Source organism: Streptomyces sp. NPDC091377 (genome assembly GCF_044757045.1).
GTDB lineage: Bacteria > Actinomycetota > Actinomycetes > Streptomycetales > Streptomycetaceae > Streptomyces.
In genome coordinates, this window is sequence record NZ_JBIVUE010000023.1 from 32,875 (window position 1) to 49,309 (window position 16,435).

Sequence of the window (16,435 nt, forward strand, 5' to 3'; positions counted from 1 at the left end):
CGGTGACGCGGGTGGTGGAACCGGGGCGCCCCCGTGTCGGGGGTGTGTCCTTCCGGCACGGGGGCGCCCGGAACCGCGGGCGACGGTTTCCAGTCGTTGTCGCTGGTCGGCGGCGGGGGCGGGGGCGGAGGCGGAGGCGGAGGAGGGGGCGGGGGCTGCGGCCCCCCAGGTCGGGGCCGGTACGAGCGCGGCGTGCATGGTCACCTCCAGCGGTGGGGAAGGAGCCCTCACCATCCCCGCGAACCCGGTGGGGGCGACATCCCGCCAGCTGCCCCAAAACCAGGACAGATCCCGCCCGTTGGACAACCCTTGGACAGATGGCGATCCCCCCGCCCCGGCTCTCCCCCGAGGACGTACGCACCGAGCTGCTGCGACTGCGCCAGGGCCCCGCTCTGGGTCACCCCGGAGCGGTTACCGCGCTCAGCGAACCGCTGAAGACGCTGCTGCTCGCCCGCACCCCGCCGCTGTCGAACGCGGCGAGCGAGACCACACGCCTGGTGGGGGCCCTGCGCAGGGCGATCGACGCGTTGACCCCGCACGAGCGCCGCTACGCAGCCGCCGACTTCAACCTGCTGGGTGAGCACTCCTGGCCGAGCCTGACCGAGCGGCAGGAATCCCTCGCCCGGGTGCTGGGCTGCTCGGCCAAGACCGTGCGCCGCCACGCTGGACAGGCACTGGACACCCTCGCCCTGCTCATCTGCGACGGCAGTTACGTCGCCGAACCGCCCCCGCCCGGCAGCGACGCCCCCGCCACCGCAGGAACGGCCTCCGACGATGGGACGGGCCGGTTCTTCGGCATCACCGCCGACTCACGCGTGGACATCATCTGCTCCGCGCTGCCCGCCGCGAACCAGGCGCGGGGACGGCCGAGCGACCCGCTGTACGCCCGCTACGCGGGCTTCGCCGACCTCGACGCCCTGCTCTACGTCCGCGTGCACCTCGCCCAGAACTTCCCGGCCGCAACCATCCGCGACTTCCACCCCGGCGAGTACTAAAACGCCGAACCCGACAGCCTGATCATCCTCGGAGCCCCCGACCGCAACACCGCCTACGCCGAGTTCGGCCCCCACCTGCCCTACACCTTCACCCCGCCGCCGGAGGCGGCCATCGCCCTCCCCGGCCACGGCGGCATCCGCCTGGCGCCGCTCTGGGCGCCCGAGGGCGAACTCCTGGCGGACCTGACCGTCATCACCCGCCTCACCCTCGGCCAGGGCACCACCGTCATCCTGCTCGGCGGCTGCATGACCCTCGGCGTCCTGGGCGCCGCCAAGTGCCTGCTGAACGGCGAACGCGGCCAGCACAACACCGCCTACCTCGACGACCTCGCCCCCGGCGGCGACCTCATCGCCGTCACCGCCACCCGCAAGATCGGCGGCATCACCGGCACCCCCGACCTGACCTCCGTCGAACCGCTGCTGCTGCTCACCCGCGACACCGCGGGCGGCTTCACCACCCGCGTGGACAACACCGCCCGCTACACGGTCCGGTGACCACCCCAGACGACGTTTCGGCCCCAGGGGCTCAGGCCGCGGTCGGCACATCTGCGACGAGCCGACCTCTGATGGACCCGCGTGCCGAGGAGCCGTCCACCACATCCGCACACACAGCAGCCGCACCGTCATGCTGATCACCCACCGACTCGGCTCGACTCGCGCCGCCGACCGCACCTCGTCCTCGACGGCGGATGCCTTCGCGAAGAAGGCACCCACGAAGCACTCCTTCGCAACCAACGGCGAGTGCACCGCCCGGCGCGGCACCCGGGCCGTCCCGGCCGCCGGCCCGGCCGTCATGGAGGCCGACGACGTCACCTACACCTACCCTGGCGCCAGCCGCCCGGCGCTGGACGGCGTCAGCGTGACCTGTAGGTTCCGCGAGTGCGTGAGCACTCGTTACTGCGGAAACGCCGAAATCCGGGCTTCGTGAACACTGGCCTTGCTGGCTGATCATGAGCACCAGCACGGTCACGGAGCCAGGAGCCGCGCCCGCAGGCTCGCCGAAGCCGCAGGTCGCGGGATCGACTGCTCACCGAACCGCGGAATTGCTCGTTCGGTGCTCATGATCACGCGGAATTGCTCACGGATCGCGGAACCTACATGACCGTCCGGCGGGGCGAGGTCGTCGCCCTCGTCGGTGAGAACGGCGCGGGCAAGTCCACCCTCGTCCAGCTCCTCACCGGTCTGGCCCTCCCGGACACCGGCACCGTCCGGTGGGACGGTCTCGACCTGGCCGAGGCAGACTCCGCAACGGTGTGGGAGCACGTCGCCCTGGTGCCGCAGTGCTTCACCGAATGGGCGCTGACCGTACGGGAGAACATCCAGCTCGGCACCCCGCGCCCCGGCGGTGACCAGGCCGTCCACGCAGCGGCGGCCACCGCCCGCGCCGACAGCGTCATCGCCCAGCTTCCCCAGGGACTCGGCACCTCCCTCGCACCCTCCGGGGCCGACGGCCACGATCTCTCCGGCGGCCAGTGGCAGCGCATCGCGCTGGCCCGTGCGTTCCATCGGGACGCAGCCCTCCTGGTCCTGGACGAGCCGACCTCCGCCCTCGACTCCCGCGCCGAGTCCGCCCTGTTCGCCACCATGCGCGAGCTGGCTGCCGACCGGGCCACCGTCCTGGTCACGCACCGCCTGATCAGCACCCGCCACGCCGACCGCATCATCGTCCTCCACCACGGCCGTGTTGCCGAACAGGGCACGTTCTCCGAGCTCGCCGACCGGGAGGGGTCTCTCTTCCACGAGCTCCTCACTCTCCAGGAAGGCGACCGGCCCGCCGCGCCCGCTCTGGTCACGCCGTGACCGGACATTCCCGCGCGGGCCGCCCCGGACTCACCGCCTGCGGCGCCGCCAAAGCCGCCTTCCACGGCCTGACCCGCTCCCTCGCACGTCCGCTCGCACATGTTCCGCAAGACCATGGCCCAGCTCGCCGGACGCGAACCGGACTCCGAGGTCGCGCTCGGCCTCCAGCCCAAGCACGCCGCCCGCCGGGCCCTGGCCAACCGCACCACCCAGGCGTACGCGCAGATGGACACGAGCTGGGCCAAGGAGTTCGACACCGAACTGCAGCAGGCCGCCGCCCGCAAGCTCGTGGACCTGCTCCGCGGCCGCCGCCGCGGCGAACGCGTCGCGGTCGGCCCCGGTGCCGCACGCCTGCACGCCGGCCTCGACAAGGTCATCAACACCATCAACAACAACCCCCAGCTCCGGGCACAGATCGCCGACGAACGGGTGGAAGAGGCCCTGCTCGCCGACGAGTTGTCCAACCTGCACCTGGGCACCATCAACCACTGCATGTTCGACGCCCCTCAGGCCGAGTGCCAAGACGAGCTCCCCGAAGACCAGCGCGGACTGGCCCCACTGCTCGGCGCCTGCCAGCCGGCCCGCTGCCGCAACTCGACCATCACCCGCACCCACGCCCCGTACTGGATCGCCGAAGAAGACGACCTGACCGCCTGTGTCGAGGACCCGCGGCTGTCGCCGCCAAGGCGAGAGGCGGTCTTCATCCGACTTGCCGACGTCCACCGCATCACCCGCGCACTCGAAGAGGAAGGCCACGCCTGATGCCGGTATCCGCAGCGTCCGCCGACAAGCTGAGAGCGGCCATGACCCGGCTGCTGGCCGGCGAGCCCATGCACACCGACGGCGCCCTCACCAAGGAGAACCTCGCCCGCGAGGCCCAGGTCAGCCACGCGACCGTGCACCGCGCCGAAGACATCCTCGCCGAATGGGACGCGCAGGTCGGCCGCCCCGTCCTGCGCACACCCGGTGAGGTCCAGCGCGACGAGACCATCGCCGACCTCAGGAAGAAGCTGCGGGAGGCGAGGGAGCAGGCCGCCGAGACCCAAGGCAAGCTCGACGCCCTCGCCACGGTGACGGCGAACCTCTACGCCGAGAACCTCACCCTGAAAAAGAGGCTCGGCCGCAAGCGCATCGCGGTACTGCCCACCCCGGAGGAGGAGCAGCCCCACCCGCCACGCAGAGAGGCATGAGCGGCGGCGTGGCGGCGGGGTGGGGCCGAACCGGGGGTCACGGGGTCGCGCTGGGGATGCCCAGGACGTCGTACAGGTGCTGGCCGTGGGCCCATCTCTTCAGTTCGGGACGGCCCATGAGGAGGAGTTCGTGGTGCGCGGCGAACTCGATGGCAGGCTGGGTGAAGCCGTTCAGGCCGATCATGATGGGGACATCGGCTCCGTGGTGGAGGCGCGCCGTCCCGTTGAACTTCTGCACGTGCCCTGAGCCGACCGGGGCCTTGTACTGCTTACATTGCAAGATCACGAGCTGCCCGTCGGGGTCGCGGGCGGTGACGTCCACGCCGAGGTCTCTGGCGCCTCCCACCCGCCGGGTGCCGCGGAACCCGTCCCGGGCCAGGAGATCGGCGCACGCCTGCTCGAAGCCCGTCGCGCTCATCGCGGCGAGCTGCTTCATCTTGAAGGTCAGCACGTCCGGTTCCACCGTCTCGCCCGGCGCGACGGTGGAGGCGTAGTCCTCGTCACTGTCGACGTAGGCGTACGTGCCGGCACCGGCGCCGAACAGGAAGGACAGCAGCTTCGCCAGAAGGATGAGCGTGGCCAGTGCGCCGACGGTGATGCAGCCGGTCCACCAGGGGTGATCGCAGATGAGCCCCCACAGGTCCACGGTGAGCCACCGGCTGACGTCGTCCCTGAGCCACTCCCACACCATCTTGCCGATGGCCAGCGCAAGGACGGCGTACAGCAGGAACTTCAGCAGCGGGTCGAGTGACCCGTCTTCGTCGAACACCACACCTCCAAGACGGTGACGATGAGCAAGTGGCTGTCAGGCAGCACGCTTGAACCGGCTGCGGCGGACGGACAGCCCGAGGAGTTCGTGCAGCGCGGTGCCGTTCTCCGCCCAGCACCGGAGCTTGTCCCGGTCGACCCACAAGACGCTGTGCCGGTCGCCCCAGGCCATGGCGTCACGGGTGAAGGTGCCATTGGTGACGACGACGGCGTGGTCGGCTCGGTGGGCCGGGCCGGCCGTCCCTTTCATCGCGTACATGACCGAGGAGCCCACCTTCCCGCCGACGCGGGTGTGCTTGGCCTGCACGACGATCCGGCCGCGCTGCGTGTGGTCACCGATGACGTCGGCCGCCTGATCGCCGCCGCCCCCACGCGGCGTGCCGGCCAGCCGTCGCGGACCAGTAGGTCCCGCAACGCGTACTCGAACTGTCGGTCGTCCATGGCGTCGAACTCGGACAGGGTGATCCGCAGCGTGGCCAGCCGCTCGGCGTCACCGCGCCGCGCCTGTATGGCTCGCGCAAGTCGCCAGGCCGTAACGGCCCCCGCCAGCAGGGCGAGAGCCAGCAGCAACGGCCAGGCGTCCTCCAGCGCCTGGACAGCCCCGGCAGCCGTACGGACGGCCAGGACCAAGACGGCCAGCGCCACGACACCCGCCGACAGGACCTCGGCCGCGCCGCGCGGACGTCGAAAGCGCATCCGTTTGCGTCCCATCAGCGGGCGGCCGGAGAGGAGACGGCCGGCTGCGGCTGCGCGGGAGGCGTCGTGGTGGCCACCTCGCCGAACCCGACCACCTGCCCCCATAACCAGATGCCGGCCACGATGCCGGCGATCAGCCAGCCGCTCATCCGCTTCGCCCTGCCCGGCTTCGGATTGCGGCGGATGTGTCCGCGCACGTAGTGGAACCCGTCCGGTACCTTCGACATGACGTCCCCTCCCGTCGGCGAGCCGCGGTCACGACCCGTCCCTCAAATTGGTGTAGCAGCGGGCACTGACAGAACCTGTCGGCCCGTCACGAGACGGAGCCTGGACAGGCCGTCATCAAGCCAGGCGCCTCCCATCTGCCGGCCGTCCAACAGGTCGGAAGCCAGGAGTTGCTGACCTCGATGGATCGGCGGCCGGCAGCTGTGCGGCCACCGTCGCCCCGCCGACCGTGCCCCGCGGGGTTCACCGCATGGGTGTCTCTCACCTGCGAAGAACGGCAGAGACGACCTTCGACGGTCCCGCAATGGTGAATGGCGAAAAGCAGCAGGAGCGCGCGTGTTGCTGTTGTGCGCCGGTGCCGTCCCTTGGTGTGGGCTTTCTGAAGTGCGCCGTTGCGCGCGAACAGGCCCAACCGAATCCCGGGCGTAGGGCCCGGGCTACCAGGATGACGGGGGCGGCGAGGTCAGCCACCTCTTGACCTCGGCGGCCGGCGGAGGGACTGGCCCGTACGGCACGAGGGCCTCGGCGATTGCTTCGGCGAGCTCGTCGACGCTTGTTGCCGTGTGCCGCGGCGGGGTGATCCAGATCCGAGGCTCCGCATTGGCGCCGTCCTGGTTGAGGATGAGCGGCGCGTACAGGTGCTGGTGTCCGCCGGGACCCTGCTCGTAGCCCCAGGTGCTGTACTCCTCCCAGCCCGGCAGCCAGAACGGGTGCGGCCCGCCTCGTGTCAGGTCAGGCGTCGCCGGTCGCGGCTTCGGGGCCCTGGTGTAGGAGGGGCCGTAGACGATCTCCCAGAGCCCGTCGGGGTGCTCGAGGATGTCCATCTTCACGTGGCTCTTGAGCCCGCGCAGTTGCTGGCGGAACGCATCGGGATCGACCCCGGCCTGGGCTGCGAGGGCGGGGATGTCGGAGTCCTGAAGGTGCAGGCCCATGACTTCGGGGACGTCTTCTGGACGGTGCGGGTCGCCGGGTGCGTGGGTGCGTTCGGCCAGAAGGACCAGAACCCGGCGGGCGGTCTCATCGGCGATCCCGAGACTGTGCACGTAGGCGGTGGCGTGCCTGCTCATGCGGGCGGTCCTCCCCTGGTTGGGACGCGGCGGCGGAGCCATTTCGATCACGCTAACCGGCGCCAGGGCCGCCTTCGTGCCGGTATGGATCAGCTGGCCGAAAAGGCACCAAGTGGCCCTTCTCGATGCTGGTTTACGCGCGATTCAGGGGAGGCGCCAGTAGGGCGGAAGGCCACCGCAGCACCATCCATCCGGGCGGTGATCAACTAGTCTGCACGGTGGAGGCTGCCGTAGCGGAGACGCCGTGGGAGGTGACCATCCGGGAGCCGCCCTCGGCGAGTTGGTAGGCCCAGGCCGACGACGCCGGTGTGTCCGGCGGCGACCTGATCCGCCAGGACGCGGGAGCGGTCCAGGAGCAGGTCCACGGTGTGCTGTACGTGCGCGTCGGTCAGGTCCTGGTCGGCGAAGGCCGAGCTGTCGACCGAACCCTGCGAGGGCTGCGGCCGAGAGGGCGCCATCCGGGACGTAGGGAGCAACCGCCGGGGGCACGGTGTCGTTGAGCGCGGTGTGGGTGGGTGCACCTGCGCGTTCCCCGGCGATGGAAGGGTTGGAGCGGGATGGCTCAGCTGGTGACGGAAGCCGAGCGTGCGGCCCAGCGCCGCCTCGTCGGGGTCGTGCGCACGTCCAGCGTGTTGACCGGCGGCGGGCTGGCGATGTGGCGCGAGTGCAACGCCGGGGAATGGAAGGCGTCCGCCGCTGAGCTGTCACAGGACCTGGACGTCTTGAAGGTGCCCCACGAGGTTGTCGTCGCCTTCCGTCCGCCGCGGGCGCGCGAGGCGCGTCGCCGCAAGGGGCAGGAGGTCCGCGTCGCGTTCGCCAAGCTGGTGCGCTGGGTACCTTCGCTCCAGCAGCCCATCGACGAGCTCCCGGCCGAGACACCCGGCTTCACCTTCACGTACTGCGAGCCACGTCCGAGCGGGATGGCCATGCTGGTGCTGTCCTCCTTCGCGGCCGAGTGGCCGGCCTGGAGCGTCAAACAAGCCGAGGCGATGGGGCTGCTGTGCGCCGAGTGCCGCTTCGACCTGCGTGCACGCGGCGCAGAGCGGCGGCTCGCCTACAACCTGCCCGTCGAGCCGGCGCGCCGACGCCTGGTGTGCGGGGACTGCTGCGGGAACGGGCTGCCCGAGCTGGAGCGTTTGGCGGCGGCCGGACCGACGCTGTGACCGCACTGGAGAGAATCGGCAAGACCGCCGGATGCCCGGCCGACGCGGTGCTCGTGCGGAGGCCACACTCGGTGACGCCGAGAACTATCTCGTTCTCCCCCTCGACGAGCGGCTTCGCTACCTCGAGCGCCGCGCGCAGGCGCTGCACCCGCTGGTGGACGCGCTGGGCGACGAAGGCTTGCGCTACCTCGCCTCGGATGCCGATGGCCGGGCTGTGCAGGCGAGAATCGAGGCCGAGGCGTTGGCCACGGCGTGCGGGGATCCGCGACCCCGGTCAGCGCGGAGAGGAGGACTGTTGTCGGGCGGGGCGGGATGGCAGCATCGGTCACCGATGAGGCGGATCGGCATGGGGGCACGGTGCAGGGCTGGGACGGCTTAGCGAGCGGCGGCCAGCAGCGGAATCAGACGGTTCCCGGGAGCGGCTCACCAGCGGCGTCAAGCTCGGTACGCTCCAGACGCGGGTTGTCCGGAGCCATTGGTTCAAGCGCAACTGCCCCACGTGCGAAGCCAGGGCGGGTATGGAGTGCTTCGACGGTGCACCGGACGGCGGTCAGCGGCTACGCCGTGTCGGTGGCCACGACGAGCGGCTTCTCCTGGTCGTGGCATCCCGGGAGAAGGTTGAGGCCGGCAAGCGGGCGCAACGCGCCGCGGCGAGAGCCGCGACGCGGGGAACGACTTAGGCCCCAGCCCGACACGCGCGCACCTGGCCAAGTGTCGGCGGTGCTGCTCCGCCGTCCGACGAAGAATCTGGGGGAACCGTGACCGGAGCGGCAAGTACGGACTCGGCACTCAAGCGAGCTCGGCTGGCTCAGAACCTGACGCAGGAGGAGGCGGTTGACCAGCTGAACGAGATCACCGGTGGTGCGACGGACGCGAGCCTGCTGAGCGCGTGGGAGTCGGGACGCAAGCGCACGGGGGTGAGGAACCGCCGGGGGTTGAGTCAGCTCTACCGGGAACGCTCCGAGGTGCTCTTCGCCCACCAGGACGGGCGCGATACCGCGAGTGCTCTGGAGGCCACCGGCACCGACGTGGTCGTGCGGGTGCTTACGCGGTATACCGATCTCGTGGAGGCCATGGTCGAGGTCGTGGCCGGCGCGCGTGAACACCTGGTGGTCACGGGATCCCGCAGTCGGGAGAAGGCGTACCTGGCGGCGATCGAGACGGCCGTGGCGCAGCAGCCCGATCTGGTGCACTACCGGGTTCTGTATGGGCCGCCGCGTCACCGCGGGTTGTCCGAGCATCTGGTGCGGCTGCTGGAGCTGCGCGACCCCGGCGAACGCCGTAACGGCGTTAAGACGCTCCACATCGGGCTCGTTGAGCCGCTGGAGGCGATGGAACGCTACTTCGTGGCGTCGGAGAGTGCGGCCGTGGTGCCGCTGCCGAGTTTCCACGGGGCCGAAGGGTTCGACTGCGGAGTCTTATTGGGTCGCGAGGCGGCGGTAGGACTGGTGCAGCATGGGCGGGAGGCGTGCGCGTCCGCATGGCCGGTGGAGACGTTGGAGGCCGTTCGCGCGCTGCCAGTGCGGCACGGCGCAACGCCGGAACAGGGAGAAGCGTGAAGAAGGACTTGGTGGCCCACGCCGCTACGCGGTCGGCGTCCGTGATCGAGCTGGCCCAGGAGCTGATCCGCAGGCCCAGCCGCGGGGGAATCGACGACTACGCACCGGTCCTCACCTTCCTGGAGGACTGGCTGACCAGGAACACTCTGCCTCACCGGCGCTTGCACGATGAGAGGGGCCAACTGGTCGGACTGCTGGTCGAGATCGCCGGCGGCCGGCCGGGCCCGTGGTGGACCCTGGACGCCTGCGTGGACACCGCCTCCTTCGGCGACGAGGAAGCGTGGACGTTCCCGCCGACGGCCGGAGACATCGCCGACGGGTTTCTGCGGGGTCGGGGTGCCGCCGACTCTAAGCTCGCCGCCTCCGTGTTCTGCCACATCGCCGCCGACCTGCTGCCCCACGCCACAACGCTGCGCGGAGGTCTGGCGGTCCTTTTGGACGTCGACGAACACACCGGCGGCTTCGGCGGAGCCCGCGCCTACCTCGCCGACCCGGAGGCCGCCATCCCGGCCGGCGTGATGATCGGCTACCCCGGCATGGACGACGTCGTCGTCGGCGGCCGGGGCCTGTGGCGCGCGACCCTCACGGTGTCCGCAGACTCCGGGCACTCCGGCTCCAGCCGAAGCGTTCTGGGCGCCGTCTCCCGCGCTGCGCGCCTGGTCCAGCTCCTGGACACCGCCGACCTGCCCGGCCCTCCGGCGGCGGACGCGGTGTTCGGGCTGCCGCCGAAGCTGTCGGTCACCGCCATCCACGGCGGCGAAGGCTTCTCCGTGGCAGCGGACCGGTGCGACCTGAACGTCGACGTGCGCACGACCCCGGCCTTCGACGCCCACGACGCCGAGACGCTGGTCCGCAAGGCCGCCGCCGAGCTCGACGCCGAACTGCCCGGTCCTACCCCGACCCGCGTCACACCCATCGCCAGCTGGCCTCCCTTCCAGTTGCAGCCGCACGAGCAGCCCGCCGCCGCGCTGATGAATTCCGCGGCCTCCCTTGGCATCACGGTGCGGGCTAAGACCGCCGGCCCGTCCAACATCGGCAACCTGCTGGCCGGACAAGCCGGAGGAATCCCGGCGACCGCAGGATTCGGCGTCCCCTACGAGGGCCTGCACGGGATCGACGAGCGCGCCAGCCTCGCCGAGCTCCCGCAGGTGTACGCGGTCTACCACCGCGCCGTCCTCGAACTCCTGGACGCTCGCTGACCTCGGCACCTCCCAGTCGAATACCAGTTCCGTTCCAGGCCGGGTCCTACGAAGTCCCCAACTTCTGCTCTGTCGAGCGGGGTTGGCGCGCGGTGTCATAGAGGAGTCCGAGAGGCCGTACGGGAGACACAGACTCCCCGTCCGGCCGGCGGGCATCCGAAGCGAGACGACTACCGGAGGTACTCCATGGACACCACCGCCACGACCGCCGAGACCGAGACCTACACCGCGCCGGTGCTGAGCGAGCTGGGCACCGTCACCGGCGCCACCCTCGGCTCCGCGGGCAACAACAACGCGGACGACACCCAGTACTGGCAGTGACGCGGCGCCCCCAGCGGGGCGTGAGCGGGTGAGCGAGCGCTCGGGGCGGCGGCCGATGGCCGCCGGGCCGGGCGCTCGTTCGGTGAGCAGCGGCAGCAGACCAGTACGGGGATCAGCGGATCGGGATGGCGTGCATGCGGTTCATTGCCGGGACATTCGATACGGGGCGGGGTAGTTGGGCCGGGAACGACTGGCGCCCCCGGGGAGCGCAGGGCGTGTTCGACGACGGCTCGATGCGCGTTTGGACGACTGGGTTCGCACCGGGTGAGGTCCGCCGCTGCTCGGGCCGCGGCAGCCAGGCTGAGGTGCTGGCGATCGGCTGCTGTCTGGCCACACGCGAGGAGCTCTCCGCGGCACGCGCGGACGCCGAGGGCGGAGGATGGGCGGCGGCGATGCGGCTACCCGGCTCCTGCCTCACCGTGGTGCGGGACCGTGCCGGGCTGCGTATCGCCGGTGACCGGGCGGGGACGGTGACCGTGTACTGGATCGAGGTCCGCGAGGGTGTGCTGTGGGCGACGGCGGCCGCCCCGCTGGCCGCGTTCGCCGAGGCCGAGCCCAACCCGGCGGTCTTGCTGGGCTCGTTCATGGTGCGGGGCGTCGACGTCCTGGCCGCCGACAGCCACTTCCACGCGGTGCGCCGCGTCCCGCCCGGCCACGTCCTCGTTCTGGCGCCCCGCCGGCAGCCGCGAACCGAAGCCGTACCGGCTCTCACGGCCGAGACGTCCTTCGAGGAAGGCGCCAAGGCGGTGCGCGAGACCATCACCGCCGCTGTCAGTCGGCGGGCCGCCAGTTCTGGCCCGATCTCCTCGGATCTCTCCGGTGGCGTCGACAGCGGCACCGTCACCAGCCTGGCCGCCGCCTGCGGGCCGCTGCTGGCCGTCACCTACACCGACGCGCGCATGGGCGGGCAGGACGACATGCGCTACGCCAAGCGCATCGCCCACGACCACCCGCAAATCACCCATACGACGATCCACGGCGCCCGGGCCGGCGTGCGGCACTTCGACGGCCTGGAGAACCCGGCCGGTCTGCCGTTCACCGACACTCCCTCGTTCACGCTCGGCCTGCTGGCCATCAAGGCGGCGCAGCTCGCCCCGGCCACCGCTCACGGATCCCGTGCACACCTAACGGGCCGCGGCGGCGACGATGTCCTGGACGCGGTCCCGACCATGGCCATCGACCAGTACCGGGCCGGGCACCGTATGGAGGCGCTGCGCCGCATCGCGGCGTTCGCCCGCACACGCCGCGCCGCACTGTGGCCAGTGTTCGAGCAGGCAGCCCGCACGCAGAGCACCACCTACCCCCAGGCCCTCGCCGCTCTGGCGGAGACGATCGACGCCGGCGGCGACCGCACCGTCCAGCGAGGCCCCGGTACGACGGCTGCGCAGATGCTCACCTGGTGCGGGAGCGGCGCCGCCACGGCCTGGCTCACCCGCGCAGGCCGGGCCCAGGTCGCTGACCTGGTCACCGCCCGCGCCCAGAGCGCCCGCCCGCAGACCGCCCCCGGCGCCCTCCACGAGCGGCTCGCCCTGGAACTGATGGGCGACGGCCACGCCACCTTCGACCAGATCAGCCGCCAGCAGTGGCGCCTGCCCGTCCATGCCCCACTCCTGGACAACCTCGTCGTGGACGCCTGCCACGCGATCCCCGGCTACGCACGCACCCAACCCGGCGACTTCAAGCCCCTGGCCCGCGCCGCCTTCACCGGCCACGTCCCCGACTACCTGCTGCACCGGCGCACCAAGACCGCCTTCACCAGCAGCCTGTTCGCCGGACTGCGCACCAACGCCCCCGCCCTGCGCCGCATCCTCGACCGCTCCCTCCTCGCCCAGGCCGACCTGCTCGACGGCGCGAAGGCACTGGCCTCCCTCGACAGCGCCGCACGCGGTGAACCCGCGCCGCTGGCAGCGCTGCACGCCCTGATCGTCACCGAGCTGTGGCTTGCCGCGCTGCCTACCGCCCGCACCACATGGTGGGAGACGACCACCGCCCACACACAGGAGGTCACGCGATGAGCGCGCGAACCGGCGTCTACGCGGCGCTCAGCCCGGACGGCATCGCCCTGATGGACATCCGCACCGGACGCGGCAAGTGGCGCTTCCTCGATCCGATCGGCGCCCGCCTGTGGCAGACGATCACCAACGGCGCGACCCCGGCCACGGCCATCGACGACCTCACCGCCTACTGGCGCAGCAGGGGCGCCGACCAAGCCCAGGTCCGCACCGACCTCACCGCCCTCGCCGACGACCTCGAACGCGCCGGCCTCCTCCACCGCGAGTCCCCGACCGCACAATCCGAGCGCACCGAGGTCCGGTTCGCCACCCCCGCCCCCGTCAGCGCACCCCAGCAACTGGCCGGGCACACCGCACTGTTCGTGGCGCTTGTCCTGCTGCGCCTCCTGCCGGGCCGCGCTGCCCTGCCCCACGAGGCAGAGACCGCCCTCGCCGCCGTACGCCGGGCCGCCCGTCTCTGGCCCGGCCGCGCCGCCTGCCTGGAGGAATCCCTGGCCGCGCACTTCGCGGCTGCCCTCACCGGGCACCGTGTGCGCTGGGTGATCGGAGCCCGCTTCACCCCCCAAGGGGCCCACGCCTGGATCGAAGCCGGCACCGCCATCATCGGGCAGGACGAGACCGACCGCGTCTGGCCCTACGTCCCCGCTCTCCAGGTGGAACGCTCGAACTGAAATTCGCCACCCTTCGCCACCACAACCACCCGTATGGGTGAGGCGTTGCCCAGGATGTGACAGACACCGCGCACCGCAGCGCCACCCGCGAGACCCTCACGACCCCCGCACCGGGGCGACGGCTTCGACTGCCGTGGCCGCGCCGCCGCCCCACCGGCGGGGAGCCCATCCCGCAGTACACGGTCAGTGCCGAGCGACACGACAACGCCCTCGCCGACGACTTCACCACCATCGCCAGGCGTCTTCCCGCCCTGGCCGCGACCGCGCTCCGCCTGGCCTGGGACGCCGACCGGCGCGCCGTCCTGCTCACCGCCCTCCTGCAGCTGGCCACCGGCGCCATCACCGCGATCGGCCTCTACGCCACCCGCGGCGCCCTCCAACCCCTGCTCGCCACCGGACCGACCGCCGAGCGTATCCAGACGGCGCTGCCCTCGCTCGCCCTGATCACCGGCGCCGCCGTCGGCCGCTCCCTGGTCGCCGCCGCCACTCTGGCCGTCACCGCCCGCATCGGACCACGTGTGGACGCGATCGCCGAACTGCGCTACCTGAACGCCGCCACCCGCGTCCCTCTCGCCGTCTACGACGACCCGGCCTGGTGCGACCACAGCGAAGCCGCCAACCGGGCCTCCAAGGACGCCCACTTGATGATCGACGCGCTCACCGCCCTGACCGCGGCCCTCCTCGGCCTGCTCGCCGCCGCAGGCATCCTCACCGCCCTCCACCCGCTCCTGCTCCCGCTCCTGCTGCTCGCGGTGGTCCCGCGTGGCGCGGCCGCCGTCCGCGGCGCACGCGCCGCCCACCTCGCCGAGCGGCACACCCTCTCCGACCGCCGTCTGCGCCACAACCTCATCTACTGCACCGCCGGCCGCGCCACCGCCCTCGACGTGCGGGCCAACACCATGCGCAACTGGCTCCTCGGGCAGTTCACAGCCGTCACCGACCGGCTCACCGCACACGCCGCCCTCATCGGCCGCGCTACCGCCCGCTACCAGCTCCTCGGCGACACGATGGCCGGAGGAGCCGCCCTCCTCGTCTACGGCGCCCTGCTCGCGCTCGTGCTCGGCGGCCACATCCCGGCGGCCGCGGCGGGCACCGCGTTCATCGCCGTCCAGACCTGCCGCCTGCTCCTGGGTCAACTGGTCACCGGCATCAACTCCACCTACAAGACCGGCCTCTACCTCGGCGACTGGGCCACCTTCCTCACCGACGCAGAACACCGCGCCCAGCTCCCCACCACGCCCGTCCCCGTGCCCGACCGTCCGGCCGCCATCGCCGCGCACAACATCACCTTCCGCTACCCCGGCAGCGAACTTCCCGTCCTCGAGAACATCAGCGTTACCGTGCGCCGCGGCGAGGTCCTGGCGATCGTGGGCGCGAATGGCGCGGGCAAGTCCACCCTCGCCAAGCTCCTCGCCGGCCTCTACACCCCCACCACTGGCACCGTCACCTGGGACGACGTGGACCTGGCCACAGCCGACCCGGAACAAGTCTGGTCCCGCCTCGCGCTGCTGCCCCAGGACATCGCCCGCTGGCAGGTGTCCGCTCGCGAGAACATCACCCTCGGCCAGGGCGATGGTGACGACGAGACCGTGATGGTCGCGGCCCGCGCCTCCGGAGCCGACGACGTCATCGCCTGCCTGCCCGACGGTCTCGACACCAACCTCGCCCCCTCCCAGTGGGGCGGACGCGACCTGTCCGGCGGGCAATGGCAGCGCCTGGCCGGCGCCCGAGCCTTCCACCGCACGGACGCACCCGTCCTGATCTGCGACGAGCCGACCTCCGCCCTCGACCCCCGAGCGGAGGAAGCCGTCTACGACCGCATCCGCGCGCTGAGCGAGCAGCGCACGGTCATCCTGATCACCCACCGCCTCGGTTCCACCCGCGCTGCCGACCGCATCATCGTCCTGGACGGCGGACGCCTTCTGGAGGAGGGCACCCACGACTCGCTCCTCGCTGCCGATGGCGAGTACGCCACCCTGTGGCGCACGCAGGCGCAGACCTACGCCGGCCAGCCCCACGCGTGAGCCCGCAGCGGGGCGGCCCCACCGTCCGGCGAGAGCCCTCCGGTCAGGGCTCTATGCTGGCCTGCGTGGCAGACATCAGGAACACCAAGGCGTTCAAGGCCCTCGCGACGCAGACCGAGGCCGAACTCCTCACCCGAGGGCTGGACGTCGTCTCCGTAGCGGTGACCAACGTCCTCGCCCACAACGTCACCATGGTCGCCGACCGGCTCGGAATCCAGCCCCGCTCAGCACTGCGCTACATCGAACCCTCCGCCGTGGCGGACCAGATCGCCAAGGCCAGTGCGGTGGACACCGACGGCGCTCACGCTGTCCACGGCGTACGGCCGGTACGCGTCGACGACCGGACGGTCTTCATGCCCCGGTGGGTCTGTTCCCGTCCGCTCATGGCCTTGGCGCAGGCAGTCAAGTACGCCTCCAGCAACGGCGATTCCCGTACCGTGCAGCACGCCACGGACCTGACCTTCGAGATCGGCCTCGCGATCGGAGCGGACTCGGCGAGCGACAGTGCGGGACTTCCTATCGGCCTGCTCGACGAAGCCGCCGACATCATCGAGCAGGTCGCGGCTCATATCGAGACTGACGGATGGAGCGTGTGTCCGTGCGGTGAGGAGCACGGCCAGACCGAAGCCGATACCAGGGTCCCCGGAGTCATGCGCGCCGACGCCGAGCTCATCAGGAAGATCCGTGCCAAGGGCGACGTAGAGCAACGCGTTGTGCGGGGGTGAGCGGCGGCAGCGGAGCCAGC

18 protein-coding genes and 1 pseudogene are annotated in these 16,435 nt (G+C 71.5%); 14 read left to right on the forward strand and 5 right to left on the reverse strand.

All coding sequences use genetic code 11. The annotated features are described in order from the left end of the window. Positions 1-317 precede the first annotated feature (317 nt). The 6 genes from ACIQNG_RS33870 (at position 318) to ACIQNG_RS33895 (ending at position 3,985) form a co-directional block, all read left to right on the forward strand. A complete protein-coding gene (locus ACIQNG_RS33870) occupies positions 318-995 on the forward strand; it encodes a hypothetical protein (protein ID WP_401490434.1) in 678 nt (225 codons plus the stop codon). A 246-nt stretch (positions 996-1,241) separates the two neighbouring features. Beyond that, entirely contained in the window at positions 1,242-1,490 is a 249-nt protein-coding gene (locus ACIQNG_RS33875) for a hypothetical protein (RefSeq protein ID WP_401490436.1), read from the forward strand. Positions 1,491-1,620: 130 nt separating this feature from the next. Next, positions 1,621-1,923 carry a hypothetical protein gene (locus tag ACIQNG_RS33880; RefSeq protein WP_401490438.1) on the forward strand — a complete coding sequence of 101 codons (303 nt, stop codon included), beginning with the start codon at positions 1,621-1,623 and terminating at the stop codon, positions 1,921-1,923. 170 nt (positions 1,924-2,093) lie between these two features. Next, positions 2,094-2,795 carry an ATP-binding cassette domain-containing protein gene (locus ACIQNG_RS33885; protein WP_401490440.1) on the forward strand — a complete coding sequence of 234 codons (702 nt, stop codon included), beginning with the start codon at positions 2,094-2,096 and terminating at the stop codon, positions 2,793-2,795. Between the two features lie 99 nt (positions 2,796-2,894). Further along, the gene (locus tag ACIQNG_RS33890) at positions 2,895-3,557 is read left to right on the forward strand and encodes a hypothetical protein (protein ID WP_401490442.1); all 663 of its coding nucleotides are present in this window, start codon (positions 2,895-2,897) and stop codon (positions 3,555-3,557) included. Further along, on the forward strand, positions 3,557-3,985 hold the full coding sequence (locus ACIQNG_RS33895) for a hypothetical protein (RefSeq protein ID WP_401490444.1): 429 nt from the start codon (positions 3,557-3,559) through the stop codon (positions 3,983-3,985). The genes ACIQNG_RS33890 and ACIQNG_RS33895 overlap by 1 nt, the downstream gene beginning before the upstream one ends. A gap of 37 nt (positions 3,986-4,022) precedes the next feature. Here the strand turns inward: ACIQNG_RS33895 and ACIQNG_RS33900 are convergent, their stop codons facing one another. The 5 genes and pseudogenes from ACIQNG_RS33900 to ACIQNG_RS33920 form a co-directional block, all read right to left on the reverse strand. Beyond that, a complete protein-coding gene (locus ACIQNG_RS33900) occupies positions 4,023-4,754 on the reverse strand; it encodes a restriction endonuclease (RefSeq protein ID WP_401490445.1) in 732 nt (243 codons plus the stop codon). A gap of 36 nt (positions 4,755-4,790) precedes the next feature. Further along, a pseudogene (locus tag ACIQNG_RS33905) lies at positions 4,791-5,464 on the reverse strand (restriction endonuclease). After that, positions 5,464-5,676, reverse strand: a complete 213-nt coding sequence (locus ACIQNG_RS33910; protein ID WP_388863093.1) for a hypothetical protein — start codon at positions 5,674-5,676, stop codon at positions 5,464-5,466. Before ACIQNG_RS33910 ends, ACIQNG_RS33905 begins: the two are co-directional and overlap by 1 nt. A 435-nt stretch (positions 5,677-6,111) precedes the next feature. Beyond that, positions 6,112-6,741 carry a hypothetical protein gene (locus tag ACIQNG_RS33915; protein WP_401490447.1) on the reverse strand — a complete coding sequence of 210 codons (630 nt, stop codon included), beginning with the start codon at positions 6,739-6,741 and terminating at the stop codon, positions 6,112-6,114. Positions 6,742-6,947: 206 nt separating this feature from the next. Continuing rightward, a complete protein-coding gene (locus ACIQNG_RS33920; RefSeq protein WP_401490449.1) occupies positions 6,948-7,199 on the reverse strand; it encodes a hypothetical protein in 252 nt (83 codons plus the stop codon). A gap of 99 nt (positions 7,200-7,298) precedes the next feature. On the opposite strand from ACIQNG_RS33920, the gene ACIQNG_RS33925 reads away from it, so the two are divergent. The 8 genes from ACIQNG_RS33925 to ACIQNG_RS33960 all read left to right on the forward strand — a co-directional run bounded on the left by ACIQNG_RS33925 (position 7,299) and on the right by ACIQNG_RS33960 (position 16,415). Then, a complete protein-coding gene (locus ACIQNG_RS33925; protein WP_401490451.1) occupies positions 7,299-7,904 on the forward strand; it encodes a hypothetical protein in 606 nt (201 codons plus the stop codon). A gap of 758 nt (positions 7,905-8,662) precedes the next feature. Continuing rightward, the gene (locus ACIQNG_RS33930) at positions 8,663-9,463 is read left to right on the forward strand and encodes an XRE family transcriptional regulator (RefSeq protein WP_401490453.1); all 801 of its coding nucleotides are present in this window, start codon (positions 8,663-8,665) and stop codon (positions 9,461-9,463) included. Next, complete coding sequence (locus ACIQNG_RS33935; RefSeq protein ID WP_401490455.1) at positions 9,460-10,662, forward strand: M20 family metallopeptidase; 1,203 nt, start codon at positions 9,460-9,462, stop codon at positions 10,660-10,662. The genes ACIQNG_RS33930 and ACIQNG_RS33935 overlap by 4 nt, the downstream gene beginning before the upstream one ends. 186 nt (positions 10,663-10,848) lie before the next feature. Continuing rightward, positions 10,849-10,983 carry a hypothetical protein gene (locus ACIQNG_RS33940; protein ID WP_391788656.1) on the forward strand — a complete coding sequence of 45 codons (135 nt, stop codon included), beginning with the start codon at positions 10,849-10,851 and terminating at the stop codon, positions 10,981-10,983. 215 nt (positions 10,984-11,198) lie between these two features. Continuing rightward, the gene (locus tag ACIQNG_RS33945; RefSeq protein ID WP_401490457.1) at positions 11,199-12,998 is read left to right on the forward strand and encodes an asparagine synthase-related protein; all 1,800 of its coding nucleotides are present in this window, start codon (positions 11,199-11,201) and stop codon (positions 12,996-12,998) included. Further along, positions 12,995-13,666: a lasso peptide biosynthesis B2 protein gene (locus ACIQNG_RS33950; RefSeq protein ID WP_401490458.1), complete on the forward strand. Its 672-nt coding sequence runs from the start codon at positions 12,995-12,997 to the stop codon at positions 13,664-13,666. Before ACIQNG_RS33945 ends, ACIQNG_RS33950 begins: the two co-directional genes overlap by 4 nt. A 56-nt stretch (positions 13,667-13,722) precedes the next feature. Next, entirely contained in the window at positions 13,723-15,690 is a 1,968-nt protein-coding gene (locus ACIQNG_RS33955; RefSeq protein ID WP_401490460.1) for an ABC transporter ATP-binding protein, read from the forward strand. A gap of 65 nt (positions 15,691-15,755) precedes the next feature. Next, positions 15,756-16,415: a hypothetical protein gene (locus tag ACIQNG_RS33960; protein ID WP_401490462.1), complete on the forward strand. Its 660-nt coding sequence runs from the start codon at positions 15,756-15,758 to the stop codon at positions 16,413-16,415. Positions 16,416-16,435 lie beyond the last annotated feature (20 nt).